Here is a 14,473-nt window from a genome sequence, read left to right on the forward strand (position 1 = left end):
CGCTCGGGGAGCGGCGGACCCACCACCCGCAACAGGCTGGATACAACGCCACACCCAACAGCGCATGCACGGCTGTCGGGGCTAAGGAGCAAACCGCTGAGCGCAGCGTCCGGACAATGTCTCTCGTCTTCGGCCCGTTTCGTTGCGGGCCGCCCACGGAGTGGGGCGTTGCCGCCGCCAGCCATCGTCAGAATCCGATGAACACGACCCAGGCCATGTTGCCGCCCCAAACACTGCCGCGCCTGCAATGGGCTTTGGCCTGCTCCGGGGCCGGCACGCTGCTGTTTCAGGCGATCTGGTTTCGGCAATTGGGCTGGGCGCTGGGCAACACCGTCATGGCAGGTGCTGCGACACTGGCTGCCTTCATGCTGGGACTCGCCCTGGGGGCAGGCCTGGCGATTCGCCTGACCCGCCGCGTTCGCCGACCGGTTCAGGTGTACGTGATTGCCGAGGCCCTGGTCGCGATCACCGGCGTCGGTACCGCGCTCTGGCTGGCCGGCTACTGGCCTGTCATCGCGGCCTGGTTAGGCCCGCTGCTGGACCAGCCCGTGTTCCTGCAATCCGCGCGGTTCTGGTTGGCCGTTGCCCTGCTCACCCTGCCGGCGGTTGCCATGGGCATTGGATTGCCCCTGCTCACCTGCCTTTGGAATCAGCAGCCACAGTTGGGCCCGGTGCTGGGGCGCTTATACGCGGCCAACACCGCCGGGGCCATGCTGGGCCTGGCGGCTGCAGAATTGCTGCTGGTGCCCCTGCTGGGCCTCGGCGTCAGCCTGGCCATTGCCGCAGCATTGCTATGTGGCTCTGCCCTGCTGGCGCTACCGCTGCGGCGCTTGGTTGAGCCGGCGCCCGAGACCCACCCCACCCGCACCACGCCCCAGTCCGCACCGCAGTTGAATCCGCCCCCACCGCATCGCTGGCCGTTCTGGCTGATCGCCGCGGGGATCGGCGCCATCATGCTGGCCATCGAGGTGACCGGCTTTCGTCTGCTCAGCCTGCAGCTTGCCGGCACGTCGCGGGACCTGGCCCTGGCGATTGTCATCGTCTTGATCGGCCTGGCCCTGGGCAGCCGCCTGGCGGCTGGCTGGACCCAACGCCATCCGCAGGCCAGTGAATGGATCGGGCTGGTCATTGCGGCCGCAGCCGCCGGCTGGGTCGCCGGCGTAGCCCTCGCCAGCCTGGGTGCGACCTTGGCGCATCCGCTGGCGCGCTGGGCGGTCTCGGTCCCAGGGCTGCTGCTCCCGGTTTCGATTTGTTCGGGTGCGCTGATGACCCTGCTGGCCGACCGGCTGCGTCGTGAGGGACTGATCTCCGGTATCGCCAGCAGTCAGTTGCTTGCAGCCAATGCCGCAGGCGCAGCCTTGGGTGCGGCGCTGACGGGCAGCTGGCTACTCCCCGGGCACGGCCCGGCGACGCTGGCGGTGGCCATTGTCATCGCGTTTGTTGTGCTGTCACTGTTCGCGGCCGTGGCCAGCCATCGCCGCGTGCTGTGGCTGGCGCCGGCGCTGGCCCTGCTGGTGGCTGCCGCAGGCATTCGCAGTCTGCCGGCGCTGGTGGATCAGCAAGTCGCACTGGCGGCGCAACCGTTCGTACAGGCTGATCGGGCCAGTCGCGTCTCGGTCGCCCACGGGCGGAACGAAACCCTGCAGTTGCTGCGCTCGGATTTCCTGGACCAGGCCAGTACCTGGCGCCTGGTCACCGGTCGCTATTCCATGAGCAGCACGGCGCGCGACTCCGAGCGCTACATGGCCTTATTCGCCTGGTGGGGTCTGGCCCTGCAGCCCGACCCGGCGCGGGCGCTGCTGATCTCTTATGGCCTGGGCACCACGGCGCGTTCGCTGCTGGCCGACCCGCGCGTCGAGCAACTGGATGTTGTCGACATCTCGCCCGAAACCTTCGACCTGGCAGCCGACATCCACACGCTGGACCCCATGGATGACCCGCGCACCCGCGCCCATGTCACCGATGGTCGGTTCTATCTTGCGGCCAAGCAGACGACCTACGATCTGATCACGGGCGAACCCCCACCGCCCAAGATGGCGAGCATCGTCAATCTCTATACACGGGAGTATTTCGAGCAGATGCGCCAGCGCCTGTCGGAGACAGGTGTCGCCACCTACTGGTTGCCCGTGGACCAGCTGAGTCCGCGCTCGGCCAAGTCGATTGCGGGCGCATTTTGTGCGGTCTTCGAGCACTGTGTGCTGGCCGCTGGCAGCCACTACAACTGGATACTCATCGGCCCGCCCGCCGCACCGCAGCCCGATCTGTCACCCTGGGAGCGTCGCGCATCGCTTTACCTACTCAGACGCGCCGGCGTCGAGTCACCGGCCATGCTGTGGACCGGCTTTCTGGCCGATGCCGACCAGCTGCAGGAATGGATCGGCGAGACGCCGCCGCTCACCGACCAGCGGCCCGGACGCCTGCAGTTGCGCGCCCCGACTGCGCAGGAGTTGCTGGAATACGCCGACTGGGCGGCGCCCTCCGTCGCTCGGCAGCGGTTCTTCGAATCCCAGTGGGTCGACCGGGCGCTGAATGCGGAACAACAACAGTCCGTGGCCGAGCTTTGGGACTGGCAGCCGATACTCAACGGCTTTGTCCATGACGCACCGATTGCCCTGATTGACGGCTTGCTGGATACCGACCTGATCACCCCGGTGCTTTGGGGGCTGGGCAGTGGCTGGAACGAACAACGCATCGCGGGCAACAGGGATCTGGCGCCGGAGTCCGAGCAGCTCCAAGCGCAACAGGCGTTTCATCGGGGCGTGGGGCACCTGGCCCGGCGCGAACCCGCGCGCGCCAAGCAACAGTTTGTCCTCGCGCTTGAGGCCGATTGGCCAAGGGCGCGTGAGCTGGCCGTCTATGCCGCCTGCCGGGCCGGGGAAACGGACGCGGCCCGCGACATCGCCGGCCCGGCCCGGTACGCCTTCCGCTGCTGGTAGGTCAGGGCGTTGTCGGCTCTGGACGGCCGACCAAATCCCGAACGGTTCGGGTGCCCAGGGCATCGCGAATCGCCGTCTCGTAAGCACGAATTTCCCGGCGCACGGGCGTGCTCATAGCCGGGGTGGCCGGATCATCGGGTTCATCCGCGCGATCCGACCGCACCGTGTCGATGATCTCGGACAGCAGCAGGCTATCGAGGTCGCGCGCAGGCATGAGTGCCATGGACGACCCTTCGACCTCCACCAGCAAGCCGGCGGCAACCAGCCGATCAACCACCGAGAATACGGCCTCGGGGCGTTCACCGGTCTCGCCCGCCAGTTCGGTTGCCGGCATTGCAGGCGCTCCGTCCACAAAACGCTGGCCGATCAGCGTCATCAACTGCAACGCCAAATGCTCGCGCGTCCGGTTGCCGACAAAACTGCCGGTGGTATTGGGCCGGATGTAATTGGGGTACTGCAGCAAAAAGGCCAGCTGACAGCCGACCAGCAGGATGAGCCAGCCCACGTACAGCCAGATCAACAGGAATAGGAGCAGGGCAAAACTGGAATAGACCGCGTTGTAAGTGGTGGCCGACGCGGCAAACTCGGCGAAGGCCAGGCTGGCCGATTCCCACAGCAGGCCCGACAGCAAAGCCCCACCGGCGGCCGCCCCGAGCTTCACCCGCGTATTGGGGATAAAGGCATAGAGAAAAGTAAACGCCGCAATCACGAGCAGGTACGGCACGAAGCGACCGGCAAACGCGATGAGACTGCCCAGCGGCTCCAGATGGGTCAGGTGGTCCAGAAAGGTGTTCGACGAGGCCGAGGCCGTGACCCCCACCGCCGAGAACACCAGGACCGGCCCGACAATCAGCACGGACAGGTAGTCTCCAAACCGACGCGCCAGAGGACGGGTGCGCTCGATACGCCAGATGCGATTAAAGCTTTTTTCGACTTTCTGCAGCATCGACACCGCGGTGTAGAACAGCAGCAGAATGCCGAAGAACCCGAGCACGCCGACGCGAATATTCTCGACAAAACCGATCACGGTCTCGGTGAGTTCAACCGACTTATCACCCAGCGGTGCCAACAACCGCAACAGCACCGGCTCCATCGAGTTGTGCACGCCCAACGCTTTGAGCACCGAAAACGACAACGCCAACAGCGGCACCAGAGACAACAGGGTCGTGTAGACCAGGCTCATCGCGCGCATGGACAGCTCGCCGCGAGACAGCTCCCGCAGCAGTGCGGCGGCCAGTTGTGCGGTCCGCCAGCCCATGCGTTGCCACCAGGGCCATTGCGGGTCGATGCTGCGCCAGAGCAGAGCCTGGACTTGCTGTTTGAGCTGATCAGTCATGGCGACACACTGTACCGAAGGCGGTCGCCGGACACCGCCCCTGCCAACCCGTGGACAAGCGCCAGAGCTGGAGCGTTTTTTGCTGGTGGCCGACCAGCCCGCATAATTGGTTCATCGCCGTGCAATGCGGCCTCCCAATATCCAACAAGATTCCATGACCCAAACAAGCAACCGGATGCCGGTGGGCATTCCCTACATTATTGGTAACGAGCTGGCCGAACGGTTCAGCTATTACGGCATGCGCGCGATTCTCGTCGTGTTCATGACCCAGTACCTCGCCATGTCCAATGCCGAGGCGACGATCTGGTACCACGAGTTCTCCATTGCGGTGTATGCCACCCCGTTCCTCGGCGCGCTGCTGTCGGACATTTTCCTGGGGAAATACCGCACGATCATCCTGCTGTCGCTGGTCTACTGCGCCGGTCACGTCGTGCTCGCGGTCAACGAAACCCGCGAGGGGCTCGCGCTGGGCCTGGGCCTGATCGCCATGGGCTCAGGGGGCATCAAACCTTGCGTCTCTGCGCATCTGGGCGACCAGTTCCAGGCAGACAAGAGCCATTTGCTCGAGCGGGTTTACGGCTACTTCTACCTGTCGATCAACGTTGGCGCGTTTGTATCGACGCTGCTGACACCCTGGCTGTTGGAGTCGCTGGGCCCGAACGTGGCCTTCGGCATCCCCGGCCTGCTCATGTTCCTGGCCACCTTCATCTTCTGGTTGGGACGCGACCGCTTCGTCTCGATCAAACCGGCAGGTCGCCGGTTCTTTGCCGAAGCCTTTGCCGGTGACGGCCTGCGCGCCATGGGCAAACTGGCGATCATCTACTTCGGATTCATCGCCTTCTTCTGGTCGCTGTTTGATCAGACCGCCTCAACCTGGGTGATTCAGGCGCAGGACGGTTTGATGGACAAGACCATCGACCTGGGCATCGTGTCCTTCACCTTGCTGCCGTCTCAAATCCAGGCCATGAACCCCTTGTTCATTCTGGTGCTGGTCCCGGCGTTCACGTTTCTGATCTACCCCTTTGTTCGCCGGTATGTGCGTGTGCCCCCCATGCGCAAGATTTGCTTCGGGCTGTTCCTGGCGGCCAGCTCGTTTTTCCTGATCGGCTGGGTGCAGTCGGGCATGGATGCCGGGGAATCGCGCTCCATCGGGTGGCAGTTTCTGGCGTACCTGATCCTGACCGCCGCGGAGGTCATGGTCTCGATCACCGCGCTGGAGTTCGCCTACACCCAGGCGCCAAACGCCATGAAATCGTTTCTGTTGTCGTTCTACCTGCTCTCGGTTTCGTTGGGCAATGTGATCACCACCGTGGTCAACCACGCCATCATCGAGCCGCTCACACCCGTGGCCATCGAAACCGGTGCGGACACGCGGGTTCTGTTCGACGATGTGAGCATCTTTGAAGTGGGGCAGAAGATTGATCTGACCGGTGAATCCGGAGCGGTCGTCGTCGCGGCCGATGGCAGCGAGCAGGCCTTCGGGGGGACGTACATGGTGGAATCCATCGACCCCAACGCAGGTGCACTCATTCTGATGAATGTGCAGCGTGAGCACATCGCCACCCGCGGGGTCGTGGCTGATGAGGTCAGCGTCTCGACCTATACCCTGGCTGGCGCCAACTACTTCTACTTCTTTGCCTGGCTGACAGTGGGCGCTGCCGCCCTGTTCATGTTGGTCTCTCGATTCTTTACCGAGAAGCAGTACATCCAGTCGCTGGACGACGCGGAAAACGCACCCGCCCAGTGAACCCGATAGCGGCGGCGGGCCCCGGGTCTCCGCCGCCGCTCACCGGCTGTGAATTCCGACCGACGGTTGAAATGTTGCACCGCAACATATTGACACACCCCCTGAGCCACCCCTATGATGCACTGCACCAAATGTTGCAGAGCAGCATTTAACCGCTTCCCGATCCTTATGGAGGAATTCAACCATGGAAATTCAAGTCGTCATCAATGACGTAAAGGGCAAGGCCGAAACCTACGCGGCTCAGGCTCAGGACGTGTTCAAGACCTCCGTTGAGGTCGCCAAGCAGGCCAACGGCATCTTTGTTGGCAGCGTGCAGACGCTGGCCAAGACCGAGTCCGCTGCCGCCAAGGATCTGTACGACGCTGCGCTGGCCAGCTTTGAAAAGGCCAAGAAGGCCGGCGTGAAGGCCGTGGCCAACGAGCCGGTGGAATACCTGCCGAATGGCAAGGACCGCATCGTGACCGCCTACTCCGATTCCGTGAAGGTCGTCACCAAGGCCCGCACCGATCTGGAAAAAGTGTTCGAAAAGGGCTTCGACACCATCCAGGTTCAGCTGGGCCTGAAGAAGCCGGCTCCGAAGAAGCGCGCCACCACCGCCGCAAAGAAGGCTCCGGCCAAGACCACGGCTGCGACCAAGAAGGCTGCTGCCGGCACCAAGACGACCACCAAGACGACGGCCAAGCGCACGACGGCTGCCGCCAAGAAGGCGACGACGAGCGCCTAATCCGGTCGGGACTTCCGGTTGGAACGCATCGTGCTCATCGCGATGCAGAAAAAACGAAAGGGGGAGTTTTCGAACTCCCCCTTTTGTCTTTTAACAGGAAGCGATCTGATGCATCCCACAATTCCCCAGCGAATGAAAGCCATCGCCGAAGTCGTCAGCGACGGTGGCCATATGTTGTTCGGCACCGTCGCAGAGCTCTTCTGGGTTGAAGTCGATGCCCTCGAAGGCCACCGCAGCGCGCTGCGGGAACGGCTGGACGTACTGCGCAACAGCCAGACACCGTCCGACATGCTGACCCAGCAGCTCGACTTGCTGCCTGAGTCGGCACGACGTCTCCGGAGAACCCGGATGGAACGTCAGCACACCCTGGCCAAATGCTCGAGCGAATTCCGCGAACTGGCCTGGCGACTGCGCCAATCGGTCAGCGCATCAACGTCCACCGAAGCGGATTAACCCGCGCCGGCTCTACTCGTCGGCATCCGGCTTTTTCGAACTGCGGCGACGCGAACGCCGCGGCCGGGCCGCTTCGGCCTCACCCTCAGGGTCGATATCATCGGCGGCGCGTGCAAATGCGGTGGCCAAGACGCGCTGCCAGGCACGGCCACCCCGCTCCACGTTCTCACGCACGAAGCTGGACGGATCGAAGTTTTCCGCCGATGAGCTCATGCGCTCACGGACGTACTTCAAGATGTCTTCCTGAATACCCACGACGTCGGGCAGACCCAGGAAAGAGCGCAACTCCTCCGGCTTAACGTCAATTTCTATCTTGATGATCACGCTGCGCCACCCCCACGGTGTGGTTGTTGTGTTTGCCTAATTCGCCTCGCCCTCGTCCTGCTCCAGCGTCTGCTCGGGAAAGCCCTCGAGCGGAGCCAGCTCCTCGCGGTCGCGAAGAAATGTGGGCCGGCTCTGAATGTACAGCGCCAGCAGTTCTGCCAGCGAGCGCAAGGAATGCAAATGCGTGCGTTCGTAACCATGCGAGGCGTCCACGCCGAAGCACAGCAGCGCGGTGCGAATATCGTTACCCGCTTCGATTGCTGAGGCCGAGTCCGACCGGTAGTAGCGGAAGACATCGCGCTGGTAACGCACCTCGTGCTCCTCGCAGATCTCGGTGAGCTTGCGCGTCAGGTGATAGTCGAACGGACCGACCTGATCCTTGATCGCGATGGTCACGCCGGTTTCCTTGGAGTTCTGCCCCGGCGCCGGCGTGGCATTGTCGATGGTCACCATCTCCGCCACATCCTGGTGCAACACGGCAGAAGCGCCGTAACCCACCTCTTCTGAGATGGTGAACAGCAGATGGCAGTCCACCGGCGGACGAATGCCGGATTCGACGATGGCCTTGGTGGCCGCCAGCAATGCGGCCACTCCGGCCTTGTCATCCAGGTGCCGGGAATTGATGAAACCGGATTCGGAAATCTCCGGGTTCGGGTCAATGGACAAGAAATTACCGATCTGGATACCCAGCTTGCGTAAATCGGCTTCGCTGTAAGCGAACTCGTCGACCCGTAGTTCGAGGTTGTCCCAACTGGTGGCCTGGGTGTCCACTTCTTCGTTGAAGGTATGGCCGGAGGCCTTGAGCGGCAGGATGGTTCCGCGTAGCTGACGACCATCGTCAAGCAGGATGGAGCAACGTGCGCCTTCGGCGAAGCGCGCGGACCAGGTGCCGATTGGCGTGACCTCGAGCCGGCCGTTGTCCTTGAACGCACGCACCATCGCGCCGATGGTGTCCAGGTGCACGACGACGGCGCGGTCAGGGCTGCTGACATCGCCGGAAATCGTCGCGCGAATGGCGCCGCGTCGGGTCAATTCCAGCGGCACGCCGAGACGTTCCAATTCCTTGCCCACGTAGGTCGTGATCTCGTCGGTGAAGCCGGTGGGACTAGGGATGTTGAGCAACGTGAGCAGGTGGTCGCGCAGATACTCGTTGTCGATCGGAAGTCGTTTCACTATTCGGTCCTTCAGGAAGCTTGGTGTGCGTGCAACTGGCGCGCGGATTCCGCTGTTTCGGGAAAGAGCAGATCCACGAACCGCTGCGCGGTGGGCTGTGGCTCATGATTGGCCAGCCCGGGTCGCTCGTTGGCCTCAATGATGACGTAGTCCTCTCCCTCGGGGCGCGGGACAAGCAGATCAAGCCCTACGACGGGAATATCGAGCGCACGGCTGGCGGTAATCGCAACATCTCGCAGATGTGCGGACAACTGGTCGGTCACATCATGCAGCGTACCGCCAGTGTGTAAATTGGCCGTCTTGCGAACGGTCAGACGCTCGCCGGCTTCAAGCACCGAGTCCATGGTCAGTCCCGCATGTTCGACACAGCGACGGGTCTCGGCGTCCATCGGGATACGGCTTTCGCCCTCGGTGGCGGCGGCCCGCCGGCGGGACAGTTTGTCGATGAGTTGGGTGACCGTGTGCTGCCCCGTCCCGCGAATCACCGGCGGCTTACGCAGGGCCGCGGCGACCACGCGATGGTCGATCACGATAATCCGCAGGTCATCTCCGCTGTGGAAGGTTTCCAGCAGCACGGTTTCACAGATCGTGCGCGCTTCCTTCACGGCGGCCCGAAGCACCTGGGGGTCACGCACATCCACAGAGATGCCGGCACCCTGCTCACCCCGCGCGGGCTTGACGACCACCGAGCCATGCTCGGCCAGAAACGCGGCATTCTCGGCGGGGTCTCCCGCCACCTGCTGCAGAGGCACCTCGAGCCCGGCATCACGCAGCAACCGTGACGTCACGCGCTTGTTGTCGCAGCGACTCATGGCAATGGCCGTGGTCAGGTCGCTCAGCGACTCCCTGCAAACAATCTGCCGCCCGCCATGAGACAGGCTGAAATAGGCCTCGTCGGCATCGATGATCTTGACCCGAATCCCGCGACGCTTGGCTTCGGTGGTAATGATGCTGGCGTAGGGGTTGAGCCGGTCCTCATCATCGGGCCCGATGAACAGCGCATGGTTGATGGGATTCTTGCGCTTGACGGTGAACACCGGCACGCGCTGGAACCCCAACTTTTCATACAGACCAATGGCCTGGGTGTTGTCGTGCAGCACGGACAGGTCCATATAGGCCCGGCCACGCGCCAGAAAGGTTTGGGCCAACTGCAGGACCACGGCCTGGCCCACGCCGGGCATCTGACAATCCCGATCAACGGCCAGGCACCAGAGGCTGGAGCCGTTCTCGGGGTCATCGAAGGCCTCGCTATGGTCGACGCCTGTAGCCGTGCCGACGATGCGCCCGGTTCCGACCTCCTCCGCCACCAGGTACACCAACCGCCGGTTCTTGCGGTTGTCCCATAGGAAATCCGGTGGTGTCGGCACCATGCGCCGCTGCTTGTACAGCCGCAGAATGCCTTCGGCATCGGCCGAGGTCGTCATCTGGCGCACGATGAACCCGCGCGGGCTGGCGGGCTGACGCGGCACATGATTCAGCCACAGCCGGAAGGTGTGCGACGGATCGAGAAACAGCTCCTGCGGCGCATAGGCCAGCACGACGTGCGGATCGCGGATGTAGAAGGCGATATCACGCCGCCCGGTCCGCTCTTCACGCAGGGCCTGCGCGACATCGGCCGGTTCACTAAAGGTGTGCGCGAAAACCAGCCGTCCCCAGCCGCAGTCCAGGATGATGCCGTCCTTGGGGATTTCGCCGTCCGGGCCGCGTCGCTGCCCGCCCCATTGCAGCGAAGGGGCTCTGGACCGGTCGAACCGGTGTCCTACGCGCTTTCGATCCGACATGGATAGCCTCCGAGATTCAGGATCGAGAATGGAACAGCAGACCTGTTACAGGTTATGTGACTGCAGCCAGAATTCGAGCAGGGCGCATTGCCAGAGTTCGGACCCGCCCAACGGCGTGATGTGATCCTCCGGCGACTTGAACAGGGTATCGAGATAATCCTGCCGGAACAGCGCGCGTTCTCGGGCTGCCGGCTGGCTCAGAATATCCTGCACCATGTCCTTGACCGGCCCCCGGATGTACTTGAGCGCCGGCACCGGGAAATAGCCCTTGGGTCGGTCGATGACCTCATGGGGAATCACCTCGCGGGCGATCTCCTTGAGAATGTGCTTGCCCGGCACCTTGTGCTCGGCCGGCACCTGCGCGGCCAGCTCCACCAACTCGTGATCTAGGAAGGGCACGCGTGCCTCCAAGCCCCAGGCCATGGTCATGTTGTCCACGCGTTTGACGGGGTCATCGACGAGCATGATCTGGGTGTCGATGCGCAGGGTTTGATCAATGGGGCGCGTGGCACCCGTCCGGGCAAAATGCGCCTCGACAAAGGCGCGGCTGTGGTCGTCGCCCAACCACTGCGGATTCAGCGCACGGGCCATGCCGGCCTGGTCGCGGTCGAAGAAGACACGCGCGTAGTCGCCCACCGGATCGGTGGACTCCAGCATCGGCGGGTACCAGTGATAGCCGGCGAACACCTCATCAGCACCCTGCCCGCTTTGCACCACCTTGACGTGCTGGGACACCGCCTGCGACAGCAGGTAAAAGCCGACGACATCATGGCTGACCATGGGCTCCGACATGGCCGCCACAGCATTGGGCAGCTCACGCAGCATGCGGTCGGATTCGATAAACAGCTTGTGATGTTCGGTTTGGAAGCGGTCGGCGATGATCTTGGAGTATTTGAACTCGTCACCCTCCATGTCGCCGACGCTTTCGAAGCCCACGGAGAAAGTCTGCAAGCCGGTCTGACCGGCTTCGTCTAGCAGGCCGACGATCAGGCTGGAATCCAGGCCGCCGGACAAGAGCACGCCCACGGGCACATCGGCCACCAGACGGCGATCAACCGCCTGGCGCAGGCTGGCATGAACGCGATCCTTCCAGTCATCGAAACTGAGATTGCGATCGGCTTCTGGCGTGCCGAAATACGGCCGCCAGTATTCCTGCATGTCACGACGGCCGTCCGGGTGGATGCGCATGCTATGCGCCGGCGGCAGTTTGCGGACCTGCTGGAGCATGGTGTGTGGGGCCGGCACCACGGCATGGAAGCTCATGTAGTGATGCAACGCGACCGGGTCCAGATCCCGGCTGATGCCGCCACCGGCAACCAGTGCTGGCAACGAGGACGCGAAGCGCAGGCCGCCGTCGACTTCGGCGTAGTACAGCGGCTTGATCCCCAAACGGTCTCGGGCGACGAACACCTCGCCGGTCTCACGCGAGACGATGACCACGGCAAACATGCCATTGAGCCGTTGCACGAAATCCGGCCCCCAGGCGTGGTAAGCCTTGAGCAGAACTTCGGTATCACCCTGCGAGAAGAACCGGTAACCCTTGGCCTCCAGTTCTGCGCGCAGTTCGCGGAAGTTGTAGATGGCGCCGTTGTAAACGCCGGCGAGTCCCAGCTGGGCGTCGATCATCGGCTGCTGGCTGGCATCCGATAAATCGATGATTTTCAGACGACGGTGCCCAAGCGCGACGGGGCCTTGTGACCAGACGCCACCGGCGTCCGGTCCTCGTGGTTCCATGGCATCGGCCATGGCACGCACCGCACCCAGGTCCGGCTGCCGGTGATCGAATCGAATCTCACCGCACAGTCCGCACATAGAGGCTCCTTTGACGTTGACGACCGATGGGTCGTCTTGCGTAAGTGGCCCCAAAGCATAGCCAAGCCCCGGCAGTGACTCAAATTCAGGGCATTGATTTTAAAGATTTTTTTGCCTGGAATCGTCGCCGAGACTCGCGGTGACACCATCCACTAAATCCGGATAAATCGGTTCAAATCCAAGGCCTTCGCGCAACCGCTGCGTCCGCAGACGACGGGATTCGCGCACGAACGAGGCGGCCTGCGCGCCCAGGCTTTGTTCAGCCTGCGCCAAGGGGATTTGCGGCGGTTCAGGCAGATTCAGCAGGCGGGCGCAGGTCAGGAAATACTCGGTCATGGTCGACGGCTGGCCATCGCTGACGTTGTAGACCGGCTCGATCCGCTCGGCTGTCAGGGCCAACCAGCAGACGCGAGCCAGATCCTCAACATGAATCCGATTGCTCCACGGCGCTTCAGCCGGGCGGATCACGGGCAGGCCACGCTGCAGGCGCTGGACCGGCAGGCGTCCGGGTCCGTAGATGCCCGGCACCCGCAGGCGACACACCGAGACCCCGGTCTGTTCCGACCAGACCTGCAGCTGTCGTTCGGCATCGGCCCGTCGCAGTGCGCGCGGGGTGGTCGGCCGCAGTTCGGCGGTCTCATCGACCCAGGCGCCGCCATGATCGCCATAAACACCCGATGTGCTGATGTATACAAGCCGCTGGAGCGGCCGCTGCAGCGCGGCCAACACGCGTTGAAGACGCGTATCCTGCTCGCCCTGTCTCGGCGGAGGCGCGCAGATCAGCACGCGATCGGCCATCGGCAGCGTCGCGACATCGCCGTCGAGGTCGAGAATCCGTGCTTCCAATCCATCAGCCGCCAAACGCCGCGCCGACTCGGCGGTGCGGACAATCCCCACGCAGTGCTGACCCGCTGCCTGGGCGAGCATCGCCACACGTCGCCCGGTATCGCCACATCCGATAATCAGCAGGCTCATCCCAGACCCCGCGTGACGTACGCACTTGGGCGGGCCTCTGGATGGTCCGCTAACATCGCGGGTTGATTCAGGCGGAAGACGTTGTGCCCCATCAGGTTTCCATCGCCAATAGTGATATCGAGTTTACCGTTGAAGACGGCGAGTCGGTGCTCGACGCCGCGCTGCGTCTGGGCCTGCCCGTGCCCTACGGCTGCAAGACCGGCGGCTGCGGCGCCTGCAGGGCCCGGGTCGTCGAGGGCACCGTAGAGCATGTGCATGACCCACGCGCACTTTCAAACTCCGAACGGGATGCGGGCCTGGCCCTGCTCTGCCAGGCCGAGGCGCGCAGCGACCTGACCGTCGACGTGCAGCTCCTGGCTCGCGATGGCCGGCACAAAGTGCGCAGCGTACCGGCTCGGGTCGACGTCAAGGAGCGCATCTCGCACGACGTGGTGCATCTGGTGCTGCAACTGCCCAAGGCGCGGCCCTTCGACTATCTGCCGGGTCAGTATGTCGACATCCTGCTGCGCGACGGTCGTCGGCGCAGTTTTTCCATTGCCAGTCCGCCCAGCGCTGACAATCGCATCGAAATGCAGCTACGCCATGTGCCAGGCGGGAGCTTCGTGAGTTACGTCATCAACGAGATGCCCGACTGCGCGGTGCTGCGTATCCAGGGACCACTGGGCGGGTTTTATCTGCGCGATGCGCCCGAGCGACCGGCCATCTTCATCGCCGGCGGCACCGGCTTCGCGCCGATACGCGCCATGCTGATGGACGCGCTGGCCCGTGGTGAAACGCGGCCGCTGCACCTGTATTGGGGCGCACGTGCCAGCCATGACCTGTACGAGCACGAGCTGGCCGAACAATGGGGCCGGGATTATCCGAACCTGCATTACACGCCGGTGCTGTCGGAGCCGGCCGATGGCGATGGCTGGACGGGTGCGACCGGTTTCGTGCATGAGCAGGTCGTCCGCGACTTTCCGGACTGCAGCGGCTGCGATGTGTACCTCAGCGGCCCACCCGTGCTGGTGGAATCCGCCAAGCGGGATCTGGCCGACTGTGGCCTGCGCCCGGAGCGGACGTTCTACGACGCCTTCGAGTACGCGTTTGTCACCTGGCCCGAGGACGAGCGCCCCGGCGCGGCGCGCTAATTCGCCTGCCTGCGGTCGCCGTGATGCAGCGGCGCCGTTAACATCCGATTATTGCGTCGGTCATTGGACGACCCACTCTGGG

Annotated in this window: 11 protein-coding genes; 5 read left to right on the top strand and 6 right to left on the bottom strand. The window is 63.6% G+C overall.

All coding sequences use genetic code 11. The features are described from left to right. Window positions 1-197: 197 nt before the first annotated feature. On the top strand, window positions 198-2,936 hold the full coding sequence (locus tag DEH80_RS01625; protein ID WP_165831233.1) for a fused MFS/spermidine synthase: 2,739 nt from the start codon (window positions 198-200) through the stop codon (window positions 2,934-2,936). A gap of 1 nt (window position 2,937) precedes the next feature. Here DEH80_RS01625 and DEH80_RS01630 read toward each other — a convergent pair whose 3' ends face one another. Beyond that, window positions 2,938-4,272: a YihY/virulence factor BrkB family protein gene (locus DEH80_RS01630; RefSeq protein ID WP_109718720.1), complete on the bottom strand. Its 1,335-nt coding sequence runs from the start codon at window positions 4,270-4,272 to the stop codon at window positions 2,938-2,940. Window positions 4,273-4,426: 154 nt separating this feature from the next. On the opposite strand from DEH80_RS01630, the gene DEH80_RS01635 reads away from it, so the two are divergent. From DEH80_RS01635 to DEH80_RS01645, 3 genes are all read left to right on the top strand, one after another. Next, window positions 4,427-6,019, top strand: coding sequence for a POT family MFS transporter (locus tag DEH80_RS01635; RefSeq protein ID WP_165831234.1), 1,593 nt, complete (start codon window positions 4,427-4,429; stop codon window positions 6,017-6,019). A 184-nt stretch (window positions 6,020-6,203) separates the two neighbouring features. Continuing rightward, window positions 6,204-6,743 (top strand): phasin family protein, encoded by a 540-nt coding sequence (locus tag DEH80_RS01640; protein ID WP_109718722.1) that lies wholly within the window; start codon window positions 6,204-6,206, stop codon window positions 6,741-6,743. Window positions 6,744-6,761: 18 nt separating this feature from the next. Beyond that, entirely contained in the window at window positions 6,762-7,196 is a 435-nt protein-coding gene (locus tag DEH80_RS01645) for a hypothetical protein (protein ID WP_133249080.1), read from the top strand. Between the two features lie 12 nt (window positions 7,197-7,208). Here DEH80_RS01645 and DEH80_RS01650 read toward each other — a convergent pair whose 3' ends face one another. The 5 genes from DEH80_RS01650 to DEH80_RS01670 form a co-directional block, all read right to left on the bottom strand. After that, window positions 7,209-7,520, bottom strand: coding sequence for a DUF6489 family protein (locus DEH80_RS01650; RefSeq protein WP_133249081.1), 312 nt, complete (start codon window positions 7,518-7,520; stop codon window positions 7,209-7,211). A gap of 36 nt (window positions 7,521-7,556) precedes the next feature. Continuing rightward, window positions 7,557-8,693 (bottom strand): osmoprotectant NAGGN system M42 family peptidase, encoded by a 1,137-nt coding sequence (locus tag DEH80_RS01655; protein ID WP_109718725.1) that lies wholly within the window; start codon window positions 8,691-8,693, stop codon window positions 7,557-7,559. A gap of 11 nt (window positions 8,694-8,704) precedes the next feature. Next, the gene (gene ngg, locus DEH80_RS01660; protein WP_109718726.1) at window positions 8,705-10,474 is read right to left on the bottom strand and encodes an N-acetylglutaminylglutamine synthetase; all 1,770 of its coding nucleotides are present in this window, start codon (window positions 10,472-10,474) and stop codon (window positions 8,705-8,707) included. A 45-nt stretch (window positions 10,475-10,519) separates the two neighbouring features. Continuing rightward, a complete protein-coding gene (locus DEH80_RS01665) occupies window positions 10,520-12,286 on the bottom strand; it encodes an N-acetylglutaminylglutamine amidotransferase (RefSeq protein ID WP_109718727.1) in 1,767 nt (588 codons plus the stop codon). A gap of 99 nt (window positions 12,287-12,385) precedes the next feature. Next, window positions 12,386-13,261 (bottom strand): SDR family oxidoreductase, encoded by an 876-nt coding sequence (locus DEH80_RS01670; protein WP_109718728.1) that lies wholly within the window; start codon window positions 13,259-13,261, stop codon window positions 12,386-12,388. An 83-nt stretch (window positions 13,262-13,344) separates the two neighbouring features. Here DEH80_RS01670 and DEH80_RS01675 point away from each other — a divergent pair, with 83 nt between their 5' ends. Further along, complete coding sequence (locus DEH80_RS01675; protein ID WP_207774384.1) at window positions 13,345-14,391, top strand: CDP-6-deoxy-delta-3,4-glucoseen reductase; 1,047 nt, start codon at window positions 13,345-13,347, stop codon at window positions 14,389-14,391. Window positions 14,392-14,473 lie beyond the last annotated feature (82 nt).

Source organism: Abyssibacter profundi (assembly GCF_003151135.1).
Lineage (GTDB): Bacteria > Pseudomonadota > Gammaproteobacteria > Nevskiales > OUC007 > Abyssibacter > Abyssibacter profundi.

What these genes read in the sequence shown, in the direction of transcription:
- DEH80_RS01625 (WP_165831233.1), top strand. Translation starts at nt 198, where the DNA reads ATGAACACGACCCAGGCCATGTTGCCGCCCCAAACACTGCCGCGCCTG.
- DEH80_RS01630 (WP_109718720.1), bottom strand. Translation starts at nt 4,272, where the DNA reads ATGACTGATCAGCTCAAACAGCAAGTCCAGGCTCTGCTCTGGCGCAGC.
- DEH80_RS01635 (WP_165831234.1), top strand. Translation starts at nt 4,427, where the DNA reads ATGACCCAAACAAGCAACCGGATGCCGGTGGGCATTCCCTACATTATT.
- DEH80_RS01640 (WP_109718722.1), top strand. Translation starts at nt 6,204, where the DNA reads ATGGAAATTCAAGTCGTCATCAATGACGTAAAGGGCAAGGCCGAAACC.
- ngg (WP_109718726.1), bottom strand. Translation starts at nt 10,474, where the DNA reads ATGTCGGATCGAAAGCGCGTAGGACACCGGTTCGACCGGTCCAGAGCC.
- DEH80_RS01665 (WP_109718727.1), bottom strand. Translation starts at nt 12,286, where the DNA reads ATGTGCGGACTGTGCGGTGAGATTCGATTCGATCACCGGCAGCCGGAC.
- DEH80_RS01670 (WP_109718728.1), bottom strand. Translation starts at nt 13,261, where the DNA reads ATGAGCCTGCTGATTATCGGATGTGGCGATACCGGGCGACGTGTGGCG.